Annotated in this window: 20 protein-coding genes; 14 read left to right on the top strand and 6 right to left on the bottom strand. The window is 59.7% G+C overall.

Annotated elements, in window-relative coordinates:
• Positions 1 to 4: 4 nt before the first annotated feature.
• The 9 genes from pilW to ACTJLA_RS04490 all read left to right on the top strand — a co-directional run bounded on the left by pilW (position 5) and on the right by ACTJLA_RS04490 (position 9,798).
• A complete protein-coding gene (gene pilW, locus ACTJLA_RS04530) occupies positions 5 to 763 on the top strand; it encodes a type IV pilus biogenesis/stability protein PilW (RefSeq protein WP_034128024.1) in 759 nt (252 codons plus the stop codon).
• Positions 763 to 1,749: a RodZ domain-containing protein gene (locus ACTJLA_RS04525; protein WP_198791541.1), complete on the top strand. Its 987-nt coding sequence runs from the start codon at positions 763 to 765 to the stop codon at positions 1,747 to 1,749. The genes pilW and ACTJLA_RS04525 overlap by 1 nt, the downstream gene beginning before the upstream one ends.
• A gap of 2 nt (positions 1,750 to 1,751) precedes the next feature.
• Complete coding sequence (ispG, locus tag ACTJLA_RS04520; RefSeq protein WP_003175952.1) at positions 1,752 to 2,861, top strand: flavodoxin-dependent (E)-4-hydroxy-3-methylbut-2-enyl-diphosphate synthase; 1,110 nt, start codon at positions 1,752 to 1,754, stop codon at positions 2,859 to 2,861.
• Positions 2,862 to 2,884: 23 nt separating this feature from the next.
• The gene (hisS, locus tag ACTJLA_RS04515; RefSeq protein ID WP_034128022.1) at positions 2,885 to 4,174 is read left to right on the top strand and encodes a histidine--tRNA ligase; all 1,290 of its coding nucleotides are present in this window, start codon (positions 2,885 to 2,887) and stop codon (positions 4,172 to 4,174) included.
• Between the two features lie 41 nt (positions 4,175 to 4,215).
• Complete coding sequence (locus ACTJLA_RS04510) at positions 4,216 to 4,857, top strand: YfgM family protein (protein ID WP_003194010.1); 642 nt, start codon at positions 4,216 to 4,218, stop codon at positions 4,855 to 4,857.
• Positions 4,850 to 6,001, top strand: coding sequence for an outer membrane protein assembly factor BamB (gene bamB / locus ACTJLA_RS04505; protein WP_032903676.1), 1,152 nt, complete (start codon positions 4,850 to 4,852; stop codon positions 5,999 to 6,001). Before ACTJLA_RS04510 ends, bamB begins: the two co-directional genes overlap by 8 nt.
• Before the next feature lie 264 nt (positions 6,002 to 6,265).
• Positions 6,266 to 7,735: a ribosome biogenesis GTPase Der gene (der, locus tag ACTJLA_RS04500; RefSeq protein WP_205547593.1), complete on the top strand. Its 1,470-nt coding sequence runs from the start codon at positions 6,266 to 6,268 to the stop codon at positions 7,733 to 7,735.
• 135 nt (positions 7,736 to 7,870) lie between these two features.
• On the top strand, positions 7,871 to 9,019 hold the full coding sequence (locus tag ACTJLA_RS04495; protein WP_314545325.1) for a pyridoxal phosphate-dependent aminotransferase: 1,149 nt from the start codon (positions 7,871 to 7,873) through the stop codon (positions 9,017 to 9,019).
• A complete protein-coding gene (locus ACTJLA_RS04490) occupies positions 9,007 to 9,798 on the top strand; it encodes an amidohydrolase (RefSeq protein ID WP_054922036.1) in 792 nt (263 codons plus the stop codon). Before ACTJLA_RS04495 ends, ACTJLA_RS04490 begins: the two co-directional genes overlap by 13 nt.
• A gap of 167 nt (positions 9,799 to 9,965) precedes the next feature.
• On the opposite strand, the gene leuA is transcribed toward ACTJLA_RS04490, so the two are convergent.
• Positions 9,966 to 11,645, bottom strand: coding sequence for a 2-isopropylmalate synthase (leuA, locus tag ACTJLA_RS04485; RefSeq protein WP_014719812.1), 1,680 nt, complete (start codon positions 11,643 to 11,645; stop codon positions 9,966 to 9,968).
• 43 nt (positions 11,646 to 11,688) lie between these two features.
• On the opposite strand from leuA, the gene ACTJLA_RS04480 reads away from it, so the two are divergent.
• Complete coding sequence (locus ACTJLA_RS04480) at positions 11,689 to 11,910, top strand: hypothetical protein (protein WP_229999534.1); 222 nt, start codon at positions 11,689 to 11,691, stop codon at positions 11,908 to 11,910.
• A gap of 133 nt (positions 11,911 to 12,043) precedes the next feature.
• Here ACTJLA_RS04480 and ACTJLA_RS04475 read toward each other — a convergent pair whose 3' ends face one another.
• The 4 genes from ACTJLA_RS04475 to ACTJLA_RS04460 all read right to left on the bottom strand — a co-directional run bounded on the left by ACTJLA_RS04475 (position 12,044) and on the right by ACTJLA_RS04460 (position 19,493).
• Entirely contained in the window at positions 12,044 to 16,057 is a 4,014-nt protein-coding gene (locus ACTJLA_RS04475) for a membrane-targeted effector domain-containing toxin (RefSeq protein ID WP_314545317.1), read from the bottom strand.
• Positions 16,058 to 16,387: 330 nt separating this feature from the next.
• A complete protein-coding gene (locus ACTJLA_RS04470; protein WP_034128018.1) occupies positions 16,388 to 17,209 on the bottom strand; it encodes a M23 family metallopeptidase in 822 nt (273 codons plus the stop codon).
• A 3-nt stretch (positions 17,210 to 17,212) separates the two neighbouring features.
• Complete coding sequence (gene xseA, locus ACTJLA_RS04465; RefSeq protein WP_440840700.1) at positions 17,213 to 18,592, bottom strand: exodeoxyribonuclease VII large subunit; 1,380 nt, start codon at positions 18,590 to 18,592, stop codon at positions 17,213 to 17,215.
• A gap of 10 nt (positions 18,593 to 18,602) precedes the next feature.
• Positions 18,603 to 19,493: a LysR family transcriptional regulator gene (locus tag ACTJLA_RS04460; RefSeq protein ID WP_440840698.1), complete on the bottom strand. Its 891-nt coding sequence runs from the start codon at positions 19,491 to 19,493 to the stop codon at positions 18,603 to 18,605.
• 100 nt (positions 19,494 to 19,593) lie between these two features.
• Here ACTJLA_RS04460 and ACTJLA_RS04455 point away from each other — a divergent pair, with 100 nt between their 5' ends.
• The 4 genes from ACTJLA_RS04455 to guaA all read left to right on the top strand — a co-directional run bounded on the left by ACTJLA_RS04455 (position 19,594) and on the right by guaA (position 24,425).
• Positions 19,594 to 20,361 carry a sulfite exporter TauE/SafE family protein gene (locus tag ACTJLA_RS04455; RefSeq protein ID WP_054897804.1) on the top strand — a complete coding sequence of 256 codons (768 nt, stop codon included), beginning with the start codon at positions 19,594 to 19,596 and terminating at the stop codon, positions 20,359 to 20,361.
• A gap of 116 nt (positions 20,362 to 20,477) precedes the next feature.
• Complete coding sequence (locus ACTJLA_RS04450) at positions 20,478 to 21,026, top strand: hypothetical protein (protein ID WP_005791157.1); 549 nt, start codon at positions 20,478 to 20,480, stop codon at positions 21,024 to 21,026.
• A 271-nt stretch (positions 21,027 to 21,297) separates the two neighbouring features.
• A complete protein-coding gene (guaB, locus tag ACTJLA_RS04445) occupies positions 21,298 to 22,767 on the top strand; it encodes an IMP dehydrogenase (RefSeq protein WP_034128014.1) in 1,470 nt (489 codons plus the stop codon).
• Positions 22,768 to 22,847: 80 nt separating this feature from the next.
• Entirely contained in the window at positions 22,848 to 24,425 is a 1,578-nt protein-coding gene (gene guaA, locus ACTJLA_RS04440) for a glutamine-hydrolyzing GMP synthase (protein ID WP_014719806.1), read from the top strand.
• Between the two features lie 104 nt (positions 24,426 to 24,529).
• Here the strand turns inward: guaA and ACTJLA_RS04435 are convergent, their stop codons facing one another.
• Complete coding sequence (locus tag ACTJLA_RS04435; protein WP_440840694.1) at positions 24,530 to 26,602, bottom strand: TerD family protein; 2,073 nt, start codon at positions 26,600 to 26,602, stop codon at positions 24,530 to 24,532.
• Positions 26,603 to 26,772: the final 170 nt, after the last annotated feature.

Genomic DNA, 26,772 nt, shown 5'->3' with positions numbered 1-26,772 from the left:
CTCTATGCCCTTGCGCCTTGCGCTGCTTTTACTGTTTACCGGCCTCGTGGCCGGTTGCGTTTCATCGGGTCATGACAGCCCGTTGCGCACTGATAAAGGCCGTGATGAGGCGCGAGTTGCCTATGTGCAACTGGGTTTGGGGTATCTGCGCCAAGGCATGAGCGAGCAGGCCAAGGTGCCGTTGAAAAAGGCCCTTGAGCTGGACGCCGATGATGCCGATGCCAACGCCGCGCTGGCTTTGGTGTTTCAGGCTCAGGCCGAGCCCGAGCTGGCCGACCGCTATTTCCACAAGGCCCTGGCCTCCCGCCCTGCCGATCCGCGGCTGCTGAACAACTACGGCAGTTTCCTGTTCGAGCAGCAACGGTACGACCTGGCGTCACGTTATTTTCAGCAAGCCGCCGCCGATACCCTCTACCCGCAGCGTTCGCGGGTGTTCGAGAACCTCGGTGTGACCTCGATGCGCCTCGGTCAGCGCGACAGCGCTCGCCAGCAGTTGGAAAAAGCCCTGCACCTGAACAGTCGCCAGCCACGGGCATTGCTCGAAATGGCTGAGTTGTCTTACGAAGATAGGCATTATGTGCCAGCACGTGACTATTACGAGCGTTTTAGCCTGCTCAGCGGGCAAAATGCACGTAGTCTATTGCTCGGTGTGCGCCTGGCGACGGTTCATGAAGAACACGACACGGCCGCACGTTTTGGCCAGCAACTCGAACGACTCTATCCCGGTACGCCGGAATATCAGCAATACCTGTCGGAGCAATGATGAAAGCCGCGCACCCGGAAGATGTAGCAGCTAATCGCGTCAACCCAGGCGAAACCTTGCGCCAGGCCCGCGAAAGCAATGGTTGGTCGCTGGCTGAAGTGGCCCTCAAGCTCAATTTGACCAGTACCTCGTTGGCCAATCTGGAAGCCGGCGCGTTCGACAAGCTGCCTGGGCACACTTTTGCCCGCGGCTATATCCGCGCTTATGCAAAATTGCTGGGTATCGACCAGGCCGTGCTGGTCCAGGAGTTCGACCAGTTCACCGGCACCGATGCCCAGGGCAGTAATGTCCATGGGTTGGGGCGCATCGAAGAGCCTACGCGCGTTTCCCATACCATTTTGCGGATTGTCAGCCTGTTGTTGCTGATTGCCGTGGTCGGCGGCGGTTTTGTCTGGTGGCAAGACCAGACCTCCCAGCGCAACAAAGACCTGACCAGCAACGCCATGGAACATGTCGAAGTCGAAAGCGCCGACGGCACCACCCAGATTCACCCCCTGGACGAGCCGGAAGACCAGGCCGTGGTAGAGGGGCAAGCTGCGCCGCAAGCGCCGGCCACTGCCGAACAACCCGCGCCAGACGCCGGCACGACCCCTGCTGCGGTACCGGCTCCGGCTGTTCCGACCGCTCCGGCCGCACCCGTGGCCCAGGCTCCGGCGGTTCCGACGCCTGCACCTGCGACCCCTGCGCCAGCCGCACCCGCAGCGCCGGCGATGTCGCCTCCCACCACCCCGGCATTGATCGCCGGTGATGGGCGCGTACAAATTACCTTCATCGCTGACTGCTGGACGCAGGTCACCGATGGCAACGGCAAAGTGCTGTTTAGCGGTTTGAAGCGTAAGGGAGATACGCTTGACCAGGGCGGCAAGCCTCCTTTGACGCTGCGTCTGGGCTTTGCCCGTGGCGCGCAAGTGGCCTACAACGGCCAGCCTGTAGACGTGGCGCCGTTCACCAGTGGCGAGACTGCTCGCCTCAAGTTGGGACAATAGTCATGCACGGCGAATCTCCAATCAAACGTCGCGTATCGCGCAAGATCTGGGTCGGCTCGGTGCCGGTGGGTGGCGACGCCCCCATTGCAGTGCAGAGCATGACCAACAGTGACACCAACGATGTGGCTGCCACCGTTGCCCAGATCAATCGTCTGGAAGCGGCTGGCGTGGACATCGTACGGGTGTCCGTTCCGGACATGGACGCAGCCGAGGCCTTTGGTCGTATCAAGCAGTTGGTCAAGGTCCCACTGGTTGCCGATATTCACTTCGACTACAAGATCGCGTTGCGCGTGGCCGAACTGGGTGTGGACTGCCTGCGTATCAACCCCGGCAACATCGGGCGTGAAGACCGCGTGCGTGCCGTGGTGGACGCTGCCCGTGATCGCGGTATTCCGATCCGCATCGGCGTCAACGCCGGCTCCCTGGAAAAAGACCTGCAAAAGAAATACGGCGAGCCCACTCCGGCGGCGCTGGTTGAGTCGGCACTGCGCCACGTTGAACACCTTGAACGCCTGAACTTCCAGGACTTCAAGGTCAGCGTAAAGGCCTCGGACGTGTTCATGGCCGTAGAAGCCTATCGCCTGCTGGCCAAGGAAATCGTGCAACCGCTGCACCTGGGTATCACTGAAGCGGGCGGTTTGCGCTCAGGCACAGTGAAATCTGCTGTGGGTCTCGGTATGCTGCTCGCCGAAGGGATTGGCGATACTATCCGCATCTCCCTGGCGGCAGACCCCGTAGAGGAAGTGAAGGTCGGCTACGACATTCTCAAGTCCCTACGTTTGCGTTCCCGTGGTATCAACTTCATCGCCTGCCCGAGCTGCTCGCGGCAGAACTTCGACGTGGTGAAAACCATGAACGACCTGGAGTTGCGCCTGGAAGACCTGCTGGTGCCGCTGGATGTCGCAGTGATCGGTTGTGTGGTCAACGGGCCGGGTGAGGCCAAAGAGGCCCACGTGGGCCTGACGGGTGGCACACCGAACCTGATTTACATCGACGGCAAACCGTCGCAGAAGCTAACGAATGACAATCTGGTGGATGAGCTGGAAAAGCTGATCCGCGAGAAAGCGGCCGAGAAGGTCGCCGCTGACGCAGCGCTGATCGCTCGCGGCTGATTGAACGAATTTAAGGATCTGATGTGAGCAAGTCTCTGCAAGCCATTCGTGGCATGAACGACATCCTGCCGGAGCAGACGCCACTGTGGCGCTACTTCGAAAGCACTGTCGCGCGCCTGCTGGATAACTACGGTTACAAGCAGATCCGCATGCCGATCGTCGAGTTCACCGAGCTGTTCAAGCGCTCCATCGGTGAAGTGACCGACATCGTCGAAAAAGAGATGTACACCTTTGAAGACCGTAACGGCGACTCCCTGACCCTGCGCCCGGAAGGCACTGCCGCGTGCGTTCGCGCCGTACTGGAACATGGCATCACTGGTGGTGGCCAGACCCAGAAGCTGTGGTACATCGGCCCGATGTTCCGCCACGAGCGCCCGCAGAAAGGCCGTTACCGCCAGTTCCACCAGATCGGCTGCGAAGTGTTCAACCTGGACGGGCCGGACATCGACGCCGAGCTGATCGTGCTGACCTGGCGCCTGTGGGGCCAACTGGGCATCCGCGATGCGGTCAAGCTTGAACTCAACAGCCTGGGCACCAGCGAGTCCCGGGGTCGCTATCGCGAAGCCCTGGTCGAGTACCTGTCGGCCCACCTGGACAAGCTGGACGAAGACAGCCAACGCCGTCTGAAAACCAACCCGTTGCGCGTCCTGGATACCAAGAACGCCGACACCCAGGCCGTGCTGGTCGATGCGCCGAAAATGGCTGATTACCTGGACGACGAGTCCCGGGTGCATTTCGAGGGCCTCAAGGCGCGTCTGGATGCAGCCGGTATTCCCTACGTGATCAACCCCAAGCTGGTGCGTGGCCTCGACTACTACAGCAAGACCGTGTTCGAGTGGGTCACCGACAAGCTCGGCGCCCAGGGCACCGTGTGTGCCGGTGGTCGCTACGACGGCCTGGTCGAGCAAATGGGCGGCAAGCCGACCACGGGCGTAGGCTTTGCCATGGGCATCGAGCGGCTGATCCTGCTGCTGGAAACCCTGGAGCAGGTCCCGGAAGAAATTTCCCGTCAGGTGGACGTGTACCTGTGCGCCTTCGGCGAGGCTGCCGAACTGGCGGCCCTGGCCTTGAGCGAAAAAGTACGTGACCAACTGCCCAACCTGCGCCTGCAGATCAATGCCGGCGCTGGTAGCTTCAAGAGCCAGTTCAAGAAGGCCGACAAGAGCGGTGCGCTTTACGCACTGATCCTCGGCGATGACGAGCTGGCCCAGCAAGTGGTAGGTTTCAAACCCCTGCGTGGCCAGGGTGAACAACAGAACATTGCCTTTGATGCGCTCGCTGCGCACTTGGCCACCTGCGTCGTGCAGGGTTGAAGCTGTCGAACAGCCGAATTTAGCGATTAAGGAGTATTGGGGTGTCGAGTACTGATGATGAGCAACTGGCCGAGTTCAAGGACTGGTGGCAGCGTAACGGCAAGCCCCTGGTCACTGGCGGCCTGCTGGCTTTAGTGGTGGTGTTCGGCTGGCAAGCCTGGACCAAGTATCAGGCCAACCAATCCCAGGGCGCTTCGATCGTTTATCAGCAATTGCTGGAAACTACCCTGACGCCGGACGGCAAGCCTGACCCTGCGCAGGTGGCAGACCTGGCCGGCAAGCTGAAAAACGAATTCGGCGGTAGCACCTACGCCCAATACGGCAGCCTGTTCGTCGCTAAAGTCGCGGTCGATACCGGCAAGCTGGATGACGCCGCCACCGAGCTGAAGGCCATTGCCGACAAGCCGACCAACCCGACCCTGGGTGAGATCGCACGTCAGCGCCTGGCACAGGTATTGGCGGCGCAGAACAAGGCTGACGAAGCACTCAAACTGCTCGACGGCGATGCTGACAAGGCATTCGTGGCCACTCGCGAAGAGCTCAAGGGCGACCTGTTGGTCCAATTGGGTCGTACCGACGAAGCCCATGCTGCGTACCAAAAAGCCAAGGCGGCGCTGTCTGATGAAGCGGCGGTCGGTGGCTTACAAATCAAGCTCGACGACTTGGCCAAAGGGGATGCGTGACGTGATCCGTTGGAAACATGCAGCATTGCTGGCTCTGGCCGTTTTGGCCGCGGGTTGCAGCAGCAACAGCAAAAAAGAACTGCCTCCTGCCGAGCTGACCAGCTTCAAGGAAGAAGTGGTCCTGCAAAAACAATGGAGCCAATCCATTGGTGATGGGCAGGGCGACCTCTACAACCTGTTGCAGCCGGCGATTGACGGCGACAACATCGTGGCTACTGATTCCACTGGCGTCGTGGTTGCCATGGATCGCATGAACGGCGACGTCAAGTGGAAGAAAGACCTCGAACTGCCGGTTTCCGGCGGTGTGGGCGTCGGCTACGGCATGGTGCTGATCGGTACTCTCAAGGGTGACGTGGTCGCGCTGGACTCCAGCACCGGTGAAGAGAAGTGGCGCGCTCGCGTGACCAGTGAAGTGCTCTCGGCGCCGGCGACCAACGGCGATATCGTCGTGGTGCAAACCCAGGACGACCGCGTGATCGGCCTGGATGCCTCCACCGGGGACCAACGCTGGTTGTACGACAGCACCCCGGCGGTGTTGACCCTGCGCGGTACCAGTGGTCCGATTGTGACCAACAACCTGGCCGTTGCTGGCCTGTCGACCGGTAAAGTGGTTGCCCTGAATACCCAGAACGGCGTGCCGGCCTGGGAAACTCGTGTGGCCATCCCGCAAGGTCGCTCCGAACTGGATCGCGTTGTAGACATTGACGGCGGCTTGCTGCTGTCGGGTGAAACCCTCTACGTCGCCACCTACCAGGGGCGTGTTGCCGCGCTGGACCTGCAAAGCGGTCGCATCAACTGGCAGCGTGATGCCTCCAGCTATGCGGGTGTCGCCCAAGGGTTTGGCAGCGTCTATGTGAGCCTGGCATCCGGCACCGTTGAAAGTGTGGATGAGCGTTCCACCACTGCACTGTGGAGCAATGACTCCCTGGCTCGCCGTCAACTGTCGGCACCGGAAGTCTTCTCCAGCTACGTCGCGGTCGGTGACTTTGAAGGCTACCTGCACCTGCTGAGCCAGGTGGACGGTCGTTTTGTTGGTCGCCAGCGTATCGACAGCGACGGCCTGCGTGCGCGTCCGCTGGTGGTGGGTAACATGCTTTATGTGTATGGCAACGGCGGCAAGCTGGAAGCCCTGACCATCAAGTAAAGGTTTGACTATGCTTGGGGTAACCCCCAGGCGGCCCTGCTTCAATACCGGTTGCTGTAGGAGCGAGCTTGCTCGCGAAGGACGTCAACGATAACGCGGGTTTTCTGGATAAACGCGTTGTTCTCGGGTTTTTCGCGAGCAAGCTCGCTCCTACAGTGGCGGGGGCAGAAGCAGGGCATGTGGCATTTTAAATGCTGCCCCGAGCACCAGCCGCTGCCCTGCAGCGGCTTTTGTATTTTCTGAAATAACGAAGTGGAGAGCCGCATGGTTCCCGTAATCGCCCTGGTGGGCCGACCTAACGTCGGCAAGTCCACCTTGTTCAACCGCCTGACCAGGACTCGCGACGCCATTGTCGGCGACTTGTCCGGTCTGACCCGTGATCGCCAATACGGTGAGGCAAAGTGGCAAGGGCGCTCCTACATTATTGTCGACACCGGTGGTATCTCCGGTGACGAGCATGGCATGGACGAAAAGATGGCCGAGCAGTCGCTGCTGGCCATTGAAGAAGCCGATGTCGTGTTGTTCCTGGTGGACGCCCGCGCGGGCTATACCGCTGCCGACCAGATGATTGGCGAGCACCTGCGCAAGCGCAACAAGCGTTCCTATCTGGTCGCCAACAAGATCGACAACATCGATCCTGAGGCCGCCCGTGCTGAATTCAGCCCGATGGGCCTGGGCGATGCGATTCCGGTCGCCGGTGCTCACGGCCGCGGCATCACCCAGATGCTGGAAATCGCCCTGCGCGACTTCCCAAAGGATGATGTCGAGGACGAAGAGGGCGAGGAAGAGATCGTCGCTGAAGGCGAGGAAGCCAAGCGCATTCCTGGCCCGAGCGAAAAAGACGGTATCAAGATCGCTATCATCGGCCGCCCGAACGTCGGCAAGTCGACTCTGGTCAACCGTATGCTCGGTGAAGACCGCGTTATCGTCTACGACCAACCCGGTACCACCCGCGACAGCATCTACATCCCGTTCGAACGCAACGAGGAAAAGTACACGCTGATCGACACCGCCGGTGTGCGCAAGCGCGGCAAGATCCACGAAGAAGTTGAAAAGTTCTCCGTGGTCAAAACACTGCAGGCGATCAAAGACGCCAACGTGGTGATCTTCGTGATGGACGCCCGCGAAGGCGTGGTGGACCACGACCTCAACTTGCTGGGCTTTGCCCTGGAAGCCGGTCGTGCCCTGGTCATCGCGATCAACAAGTGGGACGGCATGACGCCGAGCGAGCGCGATTTCGTCAAGATCGAGCTGCAACGTCGGCTGTTCTTCGTCGAGTTCGCCGATATCCACTTTATCTCGGCATTGCACGGCACTGGCGTGGGCAACCTCTACGCGTCCGTACAGAACTCGTTCAAGTCCGCGGTTACCCGCTGGCCGACCAACCGCCTGACCCAGATCCTGGAAGATGCGGTGGGCGAGCACGCGCCGCCGATGGTCAACAACCGCCGGATCAAACTGCGTTACGCCCACTTGGGTGGTGCCAACCCGCCGATTATCGTGATCCACGGTAACCAGATCGAGAAGGTGCCCAAGTCCTATGTGCGTTACCTGGAAAACACCTACCGCCGTGTCTTGAAACTGGTCGGTACGCCGATCCGTATCGAGTTCAAGGGTGGCGAGAACCCATACGAAGGCAACAAGAACACACTGACTGACCGTCAGGTGAACAAGAAGCGTCGTTTGATGACTCACCACAAGAAGGCCGACAAGAAGCGCCGTGATAAAAAATAACGGCAGTTTCGAGTTGTAAGCTACAAGCTGCAAGAGAGGGCTCCTTTGGAGCCCTTTTTTGTGCCTGACGGTTTGCCCCTTGACCTGCTTGCAGCTTGCAGCTTAAAACTTGCAGCTCACCCGAAGGGGGCTCCCATGATCACCAGTAAGCTGCCAAACGTCGGCACGACCATTTTCACCACCATGTCGCAACTCGCCGCCGAAACCGGCGCGCTCAATCTGTCCCAGGGTTTTCCCGATTTCAATGGTCCGCAGGGTTTGCTCGATGCAGTGGGTAAGCACATCGCCCTCGGTCATAACCAGTACGCCCCCATGACAGGCCTGCCGGTGCTGCGTCAGCAAGTGGCGGCCAAGATCGCCCGCAGCTATGGCGTCACGGTGAATGCCGACACTGAAGTGACCATCACGCCAGGCGCCACCGAGGCGATTTTTTGCGCCATTCAGGCGGTGATTCGCAGCGGTGATGAAGTCATCGTGTTCGACCCCAGCTATGACAGCTACGAGCCTTCGGTCGAACTGGCCGGTGGCCGCTGCGTGCATGTGCAACTGAGCCTGCAAGGCTTCGCCCTGGACTTCGAGAAACTCAAGGCTGCGCTTTCACCGCGTACGCGCATGATCATCCTCAATAGCCCGCACAACCCCACCGGTGCATTGATCAGCCGTGTCGAACTGGACCAGTTGGCCGAACTGATCCGCGACCGCGATATCTACCTGGTCAGCGATGAGGTCTACGAGCACCTGGTATTCGACGGTGTGCCCCACGTCAGCGTATTGGCCCATCAGGAACTGTATCGGCGCGCATTCGTGGTCAGCTCATTCGGCAAGACCTATCACGTCACAGGCTGGAAGACCGGCTACGTGGTCGCGCCACCGGCCCTCAGCGCCGAACTGCGCAAGGTGCATCAATATGTCAACTTCTGCGGCGTCACCCCTTTGCAGTACGCTTTGGCGGACTTCATGGCCGAACACCCGGAACATGTCGAAGAACTGCCGGCCTTCTATCAGGCCAAGCGGGACATTTTCTGCGACCTGTTGGCGCCATCGCGCTTGAGCTTTACCCGGGTGACCGGCACTTACTTCCAACTGGTGGATTACTCGCAGATACGCCCAGACCTGGATGACGTCGCCATGTCCCTGTGGATGACCCGCGAACATGGCGTGGCGACCATTCCGGTTTCGGTGTTCTACCAGCACCCACCCCAAGGCCAGCGCCTGGTGCGCCTGTGCTTTGCCAAACGCGAGGAGACGTTGCGACAAGCGGCGGAAAAACTATGCGTGATCTGAGTGTACTGCCCAATCTGAACATTGCCCTGGTGCAGACGAGCCTGGCCTGGCATGACCGGCATGCCAATTTCGAACACTTCGAGTTGCTGCTGGAGCAGGCCAAAGGCGCCGACTTGATCGTGCTGCCAGAGATGTTCACCACCGGTTTTTCCATGGAATCAGAAACCCTTGCCGAGCCGGAAAACGGCCCCACCCATCATTGGCTCCAGGCCCAGGCGGCAAAGTATCAGGCCGTAATTACCGGCAGTGTGATCATCCAGGCCGCCGATGGCAGCCACCGCAACCGTCTGCTGTGGGCGCGGCCGGATGGTGAGGTGTTGCATTACGACAAGCGCCACCTGTTCCGCATGGCCGGTGAACATGACCATTACACCCCAGGTGAACGTCAGGTGCAGTTCGAGTTGAAGGGTTGGCGCATTCGCCCGCTGATCTGCTATGACCTGCGCTTCCCGGTGTGGAGCCGCGACGCCCAGGATACGGACCTGCTGCTGTACACCGCCAACTGGCCGGGCGCTCGGCGTCAGCATTGGAATCGGCTGTTGCCGGCGCGGGCCATTGAGAACCTGTGTTACGTGGCGGCGGTGAACCGGGTGGGCACCGACGGCAAGGGGTTTGCCTACACCGGCGATAGCCAGGTGTTGGATTTCCAGGGTGAAACCTTGCTGAGTGCAGGGGAAGCGGACGGGGTGTTCCAGGTGATCCTGGATGCGGCGGAGCTGGCGGCTTACCGTACACGATTCCCGGCGAATCTGGATGCCGATAGCTTTCAGTTAGTCTAAGGCTCTTAGATTGTTCCCACGCTCTGCGTGGGAACGCCTCTTGGGACGCTCTGCGTACCGCTTCTAAGGGCGGACGCAGAGCGTCCAGGGCTGCATTCCCACGCAGAGCGTGGGAACGATCAGGCCCCTGGATTCTCACCCAGGGGCCTTTTGCATTACGGCAATGCTTACGCCGCTTTGGCTTCCAACTGGCTCAACGAACGGTTCAGCGCACTGAACAGCGCCTTGAAGCTGGCGGTAGTGATGTTTTCATCGATCCCCACACCATGCACCGGGCGTTCGCCGTTCACGCGCAGTTCAATATAGGCCGCCGCCTTGGCATTGGTACCCGCACCAATCGCGTGCTCGTTGTAGTCCATGATCTCCACGCCAATCGGCAGGCCGGCCACCAAGGCTTCCAGCGCACCGTTGCCTTTGCCCTTCCAATGCAGGTTGGTTTCGCCCTGGCCTTTGCCGGAGACTTCCACCTCGACAAAGCTGTTGCCGTTCTCTTCCTGCAGGCGGTGGCTGACCAACGCATACGGCGTGTTGGCTTGCAGGTATTCACGCTGCAGCAAGGCGTAGATCTGTGGCGCGGTCATCTCCAGGCCCACGCGGTCGGTTTCGGCCTGCACCACCTGGCTGAACTCGATCTGCATGCGACGCGGCAAGCTGATGTCGTATTCCTGCTCCAGCAGGTAGGCGATACCGCCTTTGCCCGACTGGCTGTTCACGCGGATCACCGCCTCGTAGCTGCGGCCAATATCGGCTGGGTCTATCGGCAAGTACGGCACTTCCCACAGCGCATCGTCTTTCTGCTGGGAGAAACCTTTGCGGATCGCGTCCTGGTGGGAACCGGAGAATGCGGTATGCACCAGGTCGCCGACATACGGGTGACGTGGGTGCACCTGGATCTGGTTGCATTCCTCGACCACTTTGCGCACGCCGTCAATGTCCGAGAAGTCCAACTGCGGGTCCAGGCCCTGGGTGTACATGTTCAGTGCCACGGTGACCAAGTCGACGTTACCGGTGCGCTCGCCGTTGCCGAACAGGCAGCCTTCCACACGGTCCGCGCCGGCCATCAGGCCCAGCTCGGTGGCCGCCACGCCAGTGCCACGGTCGTTGTGGGTGTGCAGGCTGATGATCACGCTGTCGCGACGGTTGATATGGCGACCGAACCACTCGATCTGGTCGGCATAGATATTCGGCGTGGCGCACTCTACCGTGGCTGGCAGGTTGAGGATCATCTTGTGCTCAGGCGTCGGGTTCCACACCTCGATCACCGCGTCGCAGACTTCCTTGGCGAACTCCAGCTCAGTGGCGCTGAAGGTCTCTGGGGAATATTCGAAGGTCCACTGGGTTTCCGGCTGCTGGGCGGCGTATTTGACGAACAGCTTGGCGGCGTTGACCGCGATGGCCTTGATGCCGTCCTTGTCCTGGTTGAATACGATGCGGCGGAACGACGGCGAGGTGGCATTGTACAAGTGCACAATGGCTTTCTTGGCGCCGCGCAGGGATTCGAAGGTGCGTGCGATCAAGTCTTCACGGCCCTGGGTCAGCACCTGGATGGTGGTGTCCTCGGGGATGTGGTTGTCTTCGATCAGGGTGCGCACGAAGTCGAAGTCGGTTTGCGACGCGGCCGGGAACGAGGCTTCGATTTCCTTCACGCCAACGGCCACCAGGGTCTTCCAGAAGCGCAGCTTTTTCACCGCGTCCATCGGCTCGATCAGCGACTGGTTGCCATCACGCAGGTCGGAGCTGCACCAGATAGGCGCTTGGGTGATGGTCTTCGACGGCCAGGTACGGTCGGGAATGTCGATGGTGGGGAACGCGCGGTATTTCGAAGACGGGTCTTTGAGCATGCTCATCGGGAAATCCTTGGTTGTAGGGGCCGAGAAAAGGCGGCCTGCCGTGGAACTGTTATTGGGGATAAAACTGAGGGCGAGGCAGATCGATTCAGCCTGGCAGTCGTGCGCTGACAAGGCACAGGCTGCGGTGCTGGCGGAGCTGAATGAGGGTGTGAGAGGTTTTCATAAGCCCAACCCTAACCGTGGCCAAGTGAGATGGCAAGGTGGTCAGGAAAAATTGATAGATTTTCTGTATAAAACAAGCTTTATGAATATTTATTGCTAACAGTGTCTTGTTTTCTTCACATTGTTGCGCTGCTGTAGGTGGTGGCGCAATTTTGGTGATGAGGTTTTCCCGTGGCGCCGCATGCGGCAGTGAAGGGCTCACCATCGCGCAAACAACGCACGACGGTGATTACTCAAATGACTTTATGGAAGATCTGATAATCCCCTGCCGTAAAGCTATCCGTGACGTTGGCCCCGGGATCCCTTGGTATTGACGGGCCGCTGATGGCAACACTCTTGTTGAATGCTTTGTCCGGGTAAACGCCTATGCCCACCCCTCCAGTGAGTTCCGCCAGACCTGGAACGTTTCGGGCTGTGTTCATATGGGCTCGGCCTACCAAGGCGAGTACTTTTTCGCCCGGCTTGCGTGTTTCCAAGATACGGGTCGCGAAGTAATTGAATTCTTGCAGGCGCGTAATGCCGTTGTCGTTGTCCCCAACGTACTTGTAGAAATCGGGCATATCCGATCGGCGGGTCAAGTAGTGGTGCTCGAGAGATTTGACGGTGATTCCATTGTCACTGGCAAGTTGAACCAGTTCCGAGAGCGTGGGAGACGCGCCTTGAGGACGGTGGCCACCCATGCCCACATCCATGAGCTGGCCCGCGGCATTGGTTTCGACACCTTCAATATAAAACGTGGTAACCCCCGACTCTTTGAGGGCCTGCATATTCTCTTTGAGCATCTGGAAACTGGCGATTTCGTTATGGCGCTCGCCCAGTACCACCACATCAGTGATTTCGTAGGCCTTACGCAACAGGTCGGCCGGCGAGGTGCCGGGTGCGAGCTCCAGCCGGGACGGGCGCGGCGGCATCTGGCCTTGAGTGAGCATGTTCTTGTAGAAGTTATACAAATCCCGCCTGAACCAATACCTGGCCAGTGGCAGGGTTTTCGGGGTGAAGTCTGCTTCGACCAGCCGCCCTCTGTTGAGGCTGAAATACTCGGCGTCTGGTAACGCTGGTCGGGCAGGGGCCTCGGCGCCTGTCGTCGAAGCTCCCGGTGTCGGCGTGGGGGCTCCACCGGGCAGTTGATTCAGGCGCCATTCACCGTTGCCCGCATGTTGTACAGAGGCGACGATTCTGCTGCTTTTGGGCGCAGTTGCTGGGACGTTCGGGTCGATGATATTGACCCAGCCACTGCGAGCGTGAAAGGCTGAATCGATCTGATAAACCCTGCTCACGCGGGTACTGTCGGTAAATCGGATGAACCACTCGTCGCCAACGTTATAGGTACCGTCACTCCTTAGCGTCCGGCCGTTGATCATATCGCCAGGCCTGGCGTACGCACTCAAGTCGCGCTCGGGAATGACGGCGTCGTTGGGCGTGCGTGAGCCAGCGATAGTGTTGCCGGTGCTGGCTAAGGGTCGTGCCGGCACTGGGCTGACGGGCGCAGGCAGTGCTCTTGGCCCTGGGCGCGGGGTAATCGCGCCTGTCGCCGTCGACGACTTGAATACCGGGCGTAGGGGGGCCGCGCGAACATTGGAGATACCCGCGGCAGACAGGGTGAAATCACTGTAGATCGCCCGTCCCAGGCCGGGTCTTTTGATCAGGTGCGGCAACACTCTGCTGTTGGCGCGCAGTGCGCTGATGCCGGCTTTGCCCAGACGAAAACCCGCAGACACGCCTTTGCCAGCCACCGGTATCAGGTCGGTAAAGATCAATGCCACTTCAATGCCGAACTCGATTTTGTTCTTGAGCGATTGCCGTGCGACCTCCGCACTGCTTACGGACTGGTGATCCGCTCGGTCGATCGCCATCTGTACGTGTTGCTTGTACAGATGGTCTTGGAAATCACCTTTTAAGGGCTCAAGGCGAGTGGCGCCTCCCAGCAGCTTGATCGACGAGACCGCCAGCTCGGGGGACATCAATTTCGTTGGGCTGTACGCAGCTTCTTTAAGCGCTCCCTTGAACTGATCGACCTCATCTTTACTGACGGGTGATTTTCTTTGCGCGATATAGGTTGCCCACTCTTTTTTCTCCAGGAGGGTGTCGAGGGCCTTGTGGTCCGCGACTTCGCGATAAGTAATGCCGTCGGGAGCCTTGGGGGTGTACAGCACCAGCGATGGATCTGTCTGGTTGCCGATCACCATCACGCCCTGCACCGCTAGCCCCCTGTGCAGCAGGCTGTTGGCGACGATGGTTTTCCCATCGACTTGAGGGCGGGTGGCCGGGTCGGGGTGAGTCAGTACCGCATCCGCCCACTGCGCCGCGCGTTTATGGATGTTGTCGCTGGCCAGTTCCGTATAGGCGTCGGGGCTGAGTTCTGCCAGAAACGCCTCTTTGTCCATCGCGTCTGCCAGATGAGCTTTCCACGCTGTGCGCAAGTGCACAGCACTCCCCGATTGGGCATCTGGGGCCATTTCCTGTTTAAGCAGTTTGGTGTATTCGCCCCCGACATCGGCGGTATTGACCAGAGCCTTGAGATCGTCGGTGTCCAGGGTAACCGGCTTGCCGCTCAGGTCTCGCACAGGCTTGCCGTGCTTGTCGCGCAGAGGCAAGGTCATTTTCTCATCGGTGTATACACCTCTTTCGACGGCAGGGAAGCCACTGGGATTCTTCAGCGCCAAGTCGGTCAGGGACACCGCGTCTTGTTTCGAATAGAGGGGTTGGCCAGTCCCTCTCCCGCCGTGGATGGCGGTGCGGGTGTGGACCTGCACCATGAGTTGATCCGCATCGATTTCTGCTGCCGGGTATCGCTGTTTGATGGCTGCATTCAGGCGGTCACGGGCGAAGGTGTTCAGCGCCGGGATTTTTTCAAGCAGGGGCGTCAGCGCATCCAGGCTCCGTTCCTGCGCCTTGTCCAAGTGCAAAAACAAGGCTTCTTGAAAGGGGCTTAGATTCTTCAACCATTCGGGTTGGAGTTTGTCGGTCAGTTTGGCGTCCCGGGCCAGCATGGCGTTGGTGCCATCGGTGAGGTACGACCAGTCGGCCGCATTATCGATACCTTCCAATGTGGCACTGTCGAGAAGGGGGTTGACGGTTTTGCCTGGCGCCAATGCTGTGCTCAGGTGGGTATTAATGTCTGCCCGCTGGCGTTTGAGCATCCAGGGGATGGATTGCGCCAACACATCCCCGGCCGATGGCTCGACACTGGACATCAGATCTTTTCCGGTAATAGGGTCGGGCCTGTTTTGCAGAGCCGGGGGCAGGCCTTGCAGCAGCAACTTGGCCTCAACACCTCCCTGGTCCAGGCGGCTGGCCAAAGCCTGGCGCGCCTGGGCCGGCGTTGCGAATTCCTCGAAACCTTCGCTGGGCGTGTACATCACGACGGGGCCATTGTCATCGTTGAGCGCAAGTGCGCGCCCATTCGGCCAGGTGGGCGGCGTAGCATAGGAGCCGTCTTTTCGGGTGATGAGAAAGGCCCCTGGCAGCATCGCGCCATGTTCCGTTTGGTCATCCAAAGTAACGGGGTACACCCCTAAGCGATCACCGTCGGTGAAGCGTTTTTCCCGGTCTTGCAGGGTGGGGTAGCGCAACGCGGAGTCGATCAGGTCTTTGCCGGTCGCGCTCAGGGTGCCATCGCTCAGGCGCAGTGAGGCGAGGATCGACAGCTGTTTTTTGTGCAGGAACAACAGTTGCTCTTGCGGCGGCATCTGGAGCGTCGGCTGATTTTCCACCGGCCGCGGTGTGCTCCAGTATTCTTCAAGCGCCTGCGGGTATTGCGTGGCAATGCTGCGAGCAATGGATTGCAGCGTGCCTTCGGTAAAGGCCGGTACCGCCATGTCGGCAATGGTTCGTCGATAAGTGAATTCAGTGCTTATGCCTCGCTCCGGGCGCATCAACGCATTCGGGTTGGCCTGGATGTCGCGGATCATCCTGGCCAGTGCAGCCATCAGGGGCTCTGAAGAGGCCAGTGATTCGCGTCCATCGCCCACTCTGTAGCGATTGAAACTGAGCATGTCCGGATTCAGCGGCCTGATCGCGGGGAAGGCCTCCTCAAGTTGCGACTGTACAAAGGCCTTGAAGCCGGGTTGCTGGCTATGCAGGCGTTGCTTGTCTTCAGTCAGCATCGCGTGTTCAGCGGTGAACTGTGTTTCATTGCTGGGTTTGAAATGCTTCACCAACTGCGGGTATCGCATTTTCGCCGGGGTAATACCTGACGAGGCGGGAGTAGGCGGGTCATCGGGGGCGTAATTGGCGGCGGCGGGCAAGGGGGCTGATGCAGGTTGTTGCAGAGTTGCGGGTGGTGTAGGCGGGCTGGTCGGGTGGGTACCGGGTGAGGCGTGAGATGAGGTCAGGAGGTTTTGCGAATGTCGCTCTGACAGTGCTGGGGTAAGTGACATGGAAAGAGTCTCATGGGAATTGGATCTCCAATGCTCAGGTCCTGCTCATTACGTCCGTGTAAATCGCTGGTTGAGTGAGTCTCGGGTGTCGGATGGTTCATCGCAAAAGTGTAAGAAGATCACAATGCATTGCAGCGAACCTCCGGCAGATCAGGCGCCAGCGCAGGAAATCACTGACGCCCCTCACGGCCACGGTATTCAGGGTTGAAACGCGCCGATAAAAATCGCCGGATCTACCCGTGCATCGTTCAGGCTGACGTTCCAGTGCATATGCGGCCCGGTGGCCCGGCCTGTCGAGCCGACTTTGCCGACTACCGCACCGCGTACCAGTGGCTGACCCACCTTCACATCGATCTTCGACATATGGCAGAACATGCTGATAAAGCCCTGGCCATGATCGACAAACACGGTATTGCCGTTGAAGAAGTAATTGCCGACCAGAATCACCTTGCCATTGGCGGGTGTCTTGATCGGTGTGCCGGCCGGTACGGCGAAATCCAGGCCCGAATGCGGGTTGCGTTCTTCACCGTTGAAGAAGCGGCGCACCCCGAATTTGCTCGAAAGCGGCCCGTTCACCGGTTTATCCAGCACCAGGTTGCTAGGCAGGTTCGGGCTGAAGCTGCGGTAAGCCTTGAGCTGCACTGCCAGTTCGCCTTCGATGCGCTTGAGCTGGGCCGGGTCAGGGTTGACCTGGCTCTTGTTCTTCAAAGTGATGCGCTGTTCCGGATACTTCTTGTAACCGACGATAAACGGCAGGTTGCGCCCACCGCTGCTGATGCGCTCGTTGCCAGGCTTGACCGTTAACGGGATACCGACAATCGCCAGCCAGTTGTCCTGCTCCTTGACCACCAGCACCGGCTTGCCCTGGTAGGTGGCTTTCGGCGCCGTGGCCGAAGGGCCTAGTTCGACGACGGCCACGCCGCCTGGCACCGGTTTGTTCAGGGTTCGCGTGATGTAACTGTCGGCGTGGGCATTAAATGTGAGGCACAACAGTATCAACAGGCTCAGTAGGCGTGGCATCGATCAATCCAATAATGAAAGGGTGACGGGTGTCAGGTGGTTGTCTTCCACCCGCACTTGCAATTGGCCTTCACCCAGGCGCGCGGTGAGGCGCTGGCCGGTGTGGGTTTGTGCGGCATTGCGAATCGCCTGGCCGCGCTCGTCCAACAGGATGCTGTAGCCGCGGCCCAGGGTCGCCAGAGGGCTGACCACCTGCAATGTCTGCACTCGGCTCTGCAGTTGCAGACGCCGAGCCTTGAGACCTTCACGCATGGCGCGGGGCAGGCGTTCGGCGAGGCTGTCCAGGCGCTGGCGCAAGAGTGCCAGTTGACGGCCGGGGTGCTGGCCGGCGAGGCGGGTTTCCAGGCGGATCAAGCGCTCGCGACGGGTATTGAGGCTACGCTCAAAGGCGCGGCGCAAGCGCATGTCCAGGTCATCCAGGCGCTGGGCCTGCTGGCGCAAGCGCTCGCCCGGGTGACGCAGGCGCCGGGCCATGCCTTCCAGGCGCAGGCGGCTGTGGCTCAGGCGGTTGCGCATCAGCATCACCAGGCGGCGCTGCAGGTTTTCCACTTGACGCACCAGGTGGCTGGCGTCGGGAGCCAGCAACTCGGCGGCGGCGGAGGGAGTAGGGGCGCGGACGTCCGCCACGAAGTCGCTGATGGACACATCGGTTTCATGACCAACGGCACTGACGATAGGGGTAACGCAGGCATCAATTGCGCGGGCCACCGCCTCTTCGTTGAAGCACCACAAGTCTTCCAGGGAGCCACCGCCACGGGCCAGGATCAGCGCGTCGAAACCCCGGGCGTCGGCGAGTTTCAGCGCCCGCACGATCTGCGGGATTGCTTCGCGGCCTTGCACGGCAGTAGGGATCAGGGTCAGTTCAACATTCGGCGCGCGGCGGCGGAACACGCTGATGATGTCGCGGATCACCGCGCCGGTGGGCGAGCTGATAATACCGATGCGCCGAGGATGCGCCGGCAGCGCCACTTTGCGTTCGGCACTGAACAGGCCTTCGGCGCTCAGCTTTTCCTTCAGTGCGTCGAAGGCCAGTCGTAGCGCACCATCACCGGCCGGCTCCACGGTATCGAGGATCAGTTGGTAATCGCCGCGGCCCTCGAACAACGAGACCTTGCCGCGCACCTTCACCGCCAGCCCGTCCCTCAACGCCTGGCGTACGCGTGCAGCGTTGTTGCGAAACAGCGCACAACGCACCTGGGCGCCACTGTCCTTGAGCGTGAAATACACATGGCCGGAGGCTGGGCGAGCGAGGTTGGAGATCTCGCCTTCCACCCAGATATTGGTGAACACGTCTTCCAGCAACACCCGCGCACGGCCGTTGAGCTGGCTGACAGTCAGGACTTCGCGGTCCAGGCCCAAACGGGCAAAAGGATCTTTAATCATGGGCGGCAGTTTATAGGCATTCGTGCAGGGTTTGACAGAATTGCTCCACCAGCGCGCTTGGCGCTTGCGCACAGGCCAGGGCTACGGTGCTGTCGCAGTCAGGGTCGGCCAAGGGCAAAAATTGCACGTTGGGCGGGGCGATGTCCTGCATGGATTTTGGTAGCAAGGCAATACCGAAACCGGCCTGGACCAATTGCAACTGCGTGGTCTTGCGCGACATTACCCGCGCCGCCTTGGGGAAAAAACCTGCACGCATGCACAATTCAGCCGACAGATAGCTCAGCCCGCCGCGCTGAGGGTGGGGGATTGAAATAAACGCCTCATCCTTGAGTTGCATTAACTCGACCGCTGCGTTGCCGCGTGCCAAGGGATGACCCGCAGGCACTGCCAGCGCCAACGGCTCGGTGTACCAAGGCACCACGCGCACGCCTTCGCGCTGGCGCAACACCGGCAACCGCAGCAGGCCGACGTCCAGGCGGCCCTCGACGATTTCCTCCAGTTGGGCTTCGGAGGAGAGGTTGACGATATCCATCGACACACCCGGGCAGCGCTCCAGCCACGTGCTGATGCCTTGCAGTAACGCGCCGCTCATCGGCACGGTGCTCGAATGGCTCAGGCGCAAGGTGCCGAGTTGGCCCTGGCCCACTTGTGTCGCCAGGTCGCTGGCCTTGAGCAACTCACTCAGCAGGTTGCGCGCCCGTGGGTAGAAGGCTTCGCCGGCGGCCGTCAGCCTTGGCTGGCGTGCAGTGCGTTCGAACAGTGGGGTTTGCAGTTGAGATTCAAGCTCCTTGATCTGCCGGCTCAAGGCTGATTGCGCCACGAACAGGCGCTCGGCGGCAGCACTGAAGCTACCGCTGTCGGCGATTTCGACGAAATAACGCAGTTGCCGGGTGGAGATCAAGAGTCATGCCTTTTTGAGATGAGTAGTGAGCTTGGAAGATATTAGTCGCAACCCTTGCCGATGGCTAAAGTGAACGGCATCTCAATAGAAGGAATAAGTCATGAGCCCGGTTGAGCTGATGAGCCAGTGGACTTTCGGCGGTATTGATTGGCTGGTGATCGGCCTGGGCGTGACGGTGGCTTATATCGTGTTCGGCATTGCCGGGTTCGGCACGGCGCTGGTGGCGGGGCCGATCCTGATTTTATTCATGCCGCTGTCGAAGATCATCCCGTTGCTGGTGCTTCTGGACTTTGTCGCGGCGTTTGGCGGCCTGCTGCAAACGCGGCGCGATGTGAACAAGCCGGAACTGTTGCGGTTGCTGCCCTGCATGGCCATCGGCTGCACCCTGGGCGTGGTGTTTTTGCTCAACCTGCATTCGGACCTGTTGCTGTTATTGATGGGGCTGTTTATCAGCGCCTACGCGATTTACAGCCTGGCGGTGAAAGCAAGGCCGACTCAGCTGGCGGCGGGCTGGTCGATTCCCATGGGCACCGTTGGCGGCCTGTTTGGGGCGCTATTCGGCAGTGGCGGCTTCTTATATGCGATTTACCTGAACAGCCGTTTGCCCAAGGACGCGGCGCGGGCTACGCAAAGCGCGCTGATCAGTTGCAGCACGGTCGTGCGTTTGAGTCTGTTCCTGATTGCCGGGGTGTATGCAGATTTGCCGTTATTGATGTTGGCGGTTTGCCTGTTGCCGGCGATGGCCCTGGGGTTGTGGTGTGGGCGCAGGCTGACGATGCGGCTGTCCCGTGAGGCGTTCGTGCGGTTGGTGACCTGGCTGGTGTTGGCCAGCGGTATTGCGTTGATCGGACGGTATTTGAGTACTTGACCTGATTTTTTCAGGGATTAAGCTGCCGTCCTCCCGGGCGTCATCGCGGGCAAGCCCGGCTCCCACATTGGAATGCGANCCCGCGATGGCGCCAATAGCCACACCGCAGGACTCCCATGAACTCCCAAAGCATCCTTGTCCCGAAAATCTCCACCTTGCCGGTCCACGAACCCCGCGCCCGGGCGATTGTGCGCTGGCTGGTGCGCAAGAACATCATCAAGGAAGAGCTCACCACTTGCGGGCGTACCGGCAACCGCATGGGCTACGCCCTGGCCGATGGTGCCCGCGCGGTGGTGCTGCACCCCGAAGCGCTGCCGTTCAACGAGCCGGTCAATGGCCTGGAGATCATCTACAAGCGTTGCATCTATACCCCGGCCAAGGGGTTCCTCGAAGAAGCGGGCTGCCCGGAGTGCCTCAAGGAAGTCGGCGAGGCGCTGTTTGAAAGCCTGGAAGACTGGATGCCTGGCCACACCGATAACTTCACCTGCCCGCTATGTGGGCATGAAGACGACATCAATGGCTTTCTGTTCCTGCAGGAATGCGGGTTTTCCAACCTGGGATTCATTTTCAACAACTGGGCGGAGGCGGGCTTTAAACAGAGCTTTATCGACGAGTTTGCCGATTGGCTCGATCAAAAAATGAGCTGGGTCAAAGTCGAACTGTAACTTTTTGCCGAACACGATCGTTCCCACGCTCCCGCGTGGGCAACGCCGCATGGGACGCTCCGCGTCCCGTTGTTGTCGGAGATTTTGAATCCTGCCCCAAGGCGACGCGGAGCGTCACCAGAGGCATTCCCACGCGGAGCATGGGAATGATCGGGGCGATGAAATTACCCATCTATCAGTATTACCAAGTTTGTCAGAGTTTTACATTGAGCCCGGCAGGGTGCATGTATATAATGGCGCGCTTCCATTTTCCCGCTCGGGAGCCCCCGCGATGCTGCGTATCAGCCAAGAAGCTCTGACATTCGACGACATTCTCCTAGTGCCCGGTTATTCCGAGGTGCTTCCTAACGAAGTCAGTCTCAAGACCCGCCTAACCCGTGGCATCGAGCTGAATATTCCCCTGGTTTCCGCTGCCATGGACACCGTCACCGAAGCCCGTCTGGCCATTGCGATGGCTCAGGAAGGCGGCATCGGCATCATCCACAAGAACATGACCATCGAGCAGCAAGCTGCCGAAGTGCGCAAGGTCAAGCGTTACGAAGCCGGTGTGGTGAAAGATCCGATCACCATCGAAGCTGACGCCACCGTGCGTGACCTGTTCGAACTCACGCGTATGCACAACATCTCCGGCGTCCCGGTGCTGCACGATGGCGACCTGGTCGGCATCGTCACTTCCCGTGACGTGCGTTTCGAGAACCGCCTTGAAGTCACCGTCCGCGAAGTGATGACGCCTAAAGAGCGCCTCGTCACCGTCAAGGAAGGCGCCGACAAGAACGATGTGCGCGAACTGCTGCACAAGCACCGCATCGAGCGCGTGCTGATCGTCGACGACAAATTCGCCCTCAAAGGCATGATGACCGTCAACGACATCGAAAAAGCCAAGGCTTACCCACTGGCCAGCAAGGATGACCAAGGTCGTCTGCGCGTTGGCGCTGCTGTCGGTACCGGTAAAGACACCGGTGATCGCGTCTCGGCGCTGGTCGCTGCCGGTGTTGACGTGGTAGTGGTCGACACCGCCCACGGCCACTCCAAAGGCGTGATCGACCGCGTGCGTTGGGTCAAGCAGAACTTCCCTGAAGTGCAGGTGATCGGCGGCAACATCGCCACCGGCGCTGCCGCCAAGGCCCTGGCCGAAGCTGGCGCCGACGCAGTCAAGGTCGGTATCGGCCCAGGCTCCATCTGCACCACGCGTATCGTCGCCGGTGTGGGCGTGCCGCAGATCAGCGCCATCGCCAACGTCGCCGCTGCCCTTGAAGGCACTGGCGTACCCTTGATCGCCGACGGTGGCATCCGTTTCTCCGGTGACCTGTCCAAGGCCATCGTAGCCGGTGCCTCCTGCGTGATGATGGGCTCGATGTTCGCCGGTACCGAAGAAGCACCGGGCGAGATCGAACTGTTCCAGGGCCGTTCGTACAAGGCTTACCGTGGCATGGGTTCGCTGGGCGCCATGTCCCAGGCGCAAGGCTCTTCCGACCGTTACTTCCAGGACTCTTCGGCAGGCGCCGAGAAGCTCGTACCGGAAGGCATCGAAGGCCGTGTGCCGTACAAAGGAACCCTGAGCGCGATCATCCACCAACTGATGGGCGGCCTGCGTTCCTCGATGGGCTACACCGGCAGTGCCAACATCGAAGAAATGCGCACCAAGCCAGAGTTCGTACGGATCACCGGCGCCGGCATGGCTGAATCCCATGTCCACGACGTGCAGATCACCAAGGAAGCGCCAAACTACCGTGTAGGTTGAGGCTTCCAGCAAAACGTTAAGTAACCGGGGCTGTTCTTCAGCCCCGAGTTGTTTCTGATTCATTAGACGAGACTGACTTCATGGCCCTCGACATTCACGCCCACCGCATCCTGATCCTCGACTTCGGTTCCCAGTACACCCAGCTGATCGCCCGCCGCGTGCGTGAAATCGGCGTGTACTGCGAACTGCATCCGTTCGACATGGACGATGAAGCGATCCGCGAATTCGCACCCAAAGGCGTCATTCTCGCCGGTGGCCCCGAGTCCGTGCACGAAGCCAATAGCCCGCGCTGCCCGCAAGCGGTATTCGACCTGGGTGTGCCGGTATTCGGCATCTGCTACGGCATGCAGACCATGGCCGAGCAACTGGGCGGCAAGGTAGAAGGCTCCGAGCTGCGTGAATTCGGTTATGCCCGTGTGGACGTGGTCGGCAAGAGCCGCCTGCTGGACGGCATCGAAGACCACATCGACGCCGACGGCCTGTTCGGCCTCGACGTCTGGATGAGCCACGGTGACAAGGTCACCAAAATGCCGGAAGATTTCCACATCCTGGCCAGCACCCCGAGCTGCCCGATTGCCGGCATGTTCAGCGATGAGCGTCGCTACTACGGGGTGCAGTTCCACCCGGAAGTGACCCACACCAAGCAAGGCGGGCGCATCCTGTCGCGTTTCATCCTCGACATCTGCGAGTGTGAAGCCCTGTGGACCCCGTCGAAAATTGCTGAAGACGCCATCGCCCAAGTGCGCGCCCAGGTCGGCACTGACAACGTATTGCTTGGCCTGTCCGGCGGCGTTGACTCCTCGGTTGTGGCCGCCTTGCTGCACAAGGCCATTGGCGACCAGCTGACCTGCGTATTCGTCGACAACGGCCTGCTGCGCCTGCACGAAGGTGAGCAAGTGATGGCCATGTTCGCCGAGAACATGGGCGTCAAGGTGATCCGCGCCAACGCTGAGGACCAGTTCCTCAACAACTTGGCCGGCGAGTCCGACCCGGAGAAGAAGCGCAAGATCATCGGCCGCACCTTCATCGACGTGTTCGATGCCGAGTCCAACAAACTGGACAACATCAAATACCTCGCCCAGGGCACCATCTACCCCGACGTGATCGAGTCGGCCGGCGCCAAGAGCGGCAAGGCCCACGTGATCAAGTCCCACCACAACGTGGGCGGCCTGCCTGAGGAGATGAACCTCAAGCTGGTAGAACCGCTGCGCGAACTGTTCAAGGACGAAGTCCGCCGTCTGGGCCTGGAACTGGGCCTGCCGTACGACATGGTCTACCGCCATCCATTCCCGGGCCCGGGCCTGGGCGTGCGTATCCTGGGTGAAGTGAAGAAGGAATACGCCGACCTGCTGCGTCGCGCCGACCACATCTTCATCGAAGAACTGCGCAAGGCCGACTGGTACCACAAGGTCAGCCAGGCGTTCGTGGTGTTCCAGCCGGTGAAATCGGTTGGCGTTGTAGGCGATGGTCGTCGTTACGCATGGGTTGTTGCGTTGCGTGCCGTAGAGACGATCGACTTCATGACAGCGCGTTGGGCACACCTGCCTTACGAACTGCTGGAGACGGTCAGCGGCCGGATTATCAACGAGATCGAAGGTATCTCGCGCGTGACGTATGACGTGTCGAGCAAGCCGCCGGCGACGATTGAGTGGGAATGATGGGACGTCCGGCATTGTCCGGCACGATCTAGCAAGAAATGCCCTAGAGCCCGCGTAATTGCGGGCTTTTGGCTTTTTGGCGTTGGCAAATTCTGGCGTAGATATTAGAGAAACTGTGATCGAATCAAATCCGTATCGAACGGTGTTATCCCTTGATCAGGCGCAAACACCGTCTGTGCCAACTGCGATGAGGCTACGCCTTCTCCCCGCGCTCGAGCATGTAAGTCGAATAGCGTCTCCAAATCCGGCCTTGGTGTATGTATTAAAGCTCGCAGCATCAAGGACACCCCGCTGAGGTTGTTCTCGACGTTGTTCCACCTCGGAGATGATGTGAGCCCCAGATCGGCCCAAATTATGCGTCGCTCTTGCAAGTCCATTACGAATGGCAGGCAGATCCCTGTGTTGGATGCGATATCGATACGGTCGAACACGGAGCTTGGCTCGAATACTTCACCTGACGCCGTATCGACGCGAGCCATCCAGCCAGCGAAGCATTCTGGAAGGTCGCAGTAAGGCTGCTCGGTGTATGAGTTGATAGAGGTAACAACGTAGCGAATACCCTTCTCTACGAGAACATCAAGGTCGAGGTCGATGAACTCTGAAGCTCCATCGGGCGCGTCGACGATGTCGCCGCTGTGGTAGCCGCCGAAACTCTTCAGGTTGTAGTAAGCGACTGTTTCTATGAACACGAAGTTGGCGTCGAAAAATGCAGCGGACAAGTCGATATCTGTACGCCCATGGCCGTTCTTCCACCAGAGGAACAGGCGAATGAAGCGGGTGTCAGGTATAGACAGCCGACTGCCCCGCACCAATGTGCGCAGGGCTTTCGATGAGGCACGCTGCGCCAGCGGTACCCTGTACTCGCGTAGTACTGGATCGATAAAGCAGCGACCTAGCGGCGGTAGTGACGCAAAACGCGTTACGAGAGCGTTCTCACAGATTGTGGCTGCACGAGCCAACACGTTGGGGGCTAGAGGTTCGCGTCGATCCTTGATTGCGTAGACTTTGGCGAGTGCGCCTTTGGGTGTGAATGCTCGCAGGGGGAGTGGGCGAGGAGCGCGTACCTGAGCCAGCAACTGCAGCAGAACAGGTGAGGACACTTGTGCCGCAACCGCCTCGAACGCGTCGAGGACCGATTCTGGTGCCGTTGCACGCCGAAGGGTCACGTCCAGCCGTCTTGCGAACTCGCCTGGGCGGTTTTGTAGTATGGGCGTAAGCGCGGCGATGTCACGCTGGGCAAGCAATGTTTCGACTCGTGATCCAAATGAGTCTGGCGTTTCGTTGCGACGTGCTGCCGTGATGGCGGCCAGCGCTCGTGGGTACTTATCGGCATAGTCGCCCGGATGCAGTACTTCAGCCAGGCGTTTCCATCGCTCTGCATGCCGCATCACGTCTTCTGCAACGTTGAGTGTTTTGTCGAGCAGGCGCAACAGCAGGCGACGCATTGAGCGCTTCATCGCTTTAAAACGTGTCGAAGCTGTCGTCAGTGACACGTCTCCTCCACTTAGCGCAACAGCGAGCCGTAGCACGTCTGTCGCCGTTTCGGCGTTTCGTTCCAGGAATGTATCTACCCGCGCATCGCCGGCTACGTGCAGGATAAGTGCACCGCCAACTAGTGCACGGATCTCCCGAAACGGCACGGACTCAGGCAGCAGTCGAAACACATCGCTTTGATACTTTCGAATAAACCAGATGACGTCGGCAGTTTCCTGTTCGGAGAGCGAGGTGCGTGATGAAATCAGCGGTTCGAGGAGTGACTCGAACTCGGAGACGCTTCCCGGTTCGATAACGCGGGATATGAAGTTGCCTTCAAGCATCGCAGGTCGAGCGTGTTCGGTGGGTGGTAAACGTAATAGCGTTAAGCAGTGAATGACGGCATTAAGGTACAACTCCGCCTCTGAGGCCGTCAGGACCTGCTCTGGAAAGTCAGGGTAGAAGGGTTTGTGATGTACATGAGCGCCAGTTTCCCGCCGAAGAACGCCGATAATTTCGCGCAGCCAATACTTGAGTTCTGTTGCTGACAACTTGGCAATTTGCTCAATCAGGGATTCTGACAGTACACATCGGAACGCCGCGACTTCCCGGACCGCCGATGCGACCTGCGCACGCGTGGCACCGCCAGTGCCGATGGGGACGTGAACTTTGCTACGGCGACGCAGGAACAACCCCTGATTCATACTAGATTTTCTCCCTTGGCCACCGTCGTGCTCGCGTTGCAGTTGAAGTAAAAACGCCTGCTAGAAGCAGGCGCAGTGTGGAGAGCGAAACCCCTAGGTCATAGGAGGTTAGAAGGAAGGTGTTCCATAGCCACGGCGGCATTCTACGAAAGGTTGAATCTGTTTGTCAG

The organism is Pseudomonas sp. 22072, assembly GCF_052046095.1.
GTDB classification, from domain to species: Bacteria; Pseudomonadota; Gammaproteobacteria; order Pseudomonadales; family Pseudomonadaceae; genus Aquipseudomonas; species Aquipseudomonas paracarnis.
This window is presented reverse-complemented; position numbering and strand designations above follow the sequence as displayed.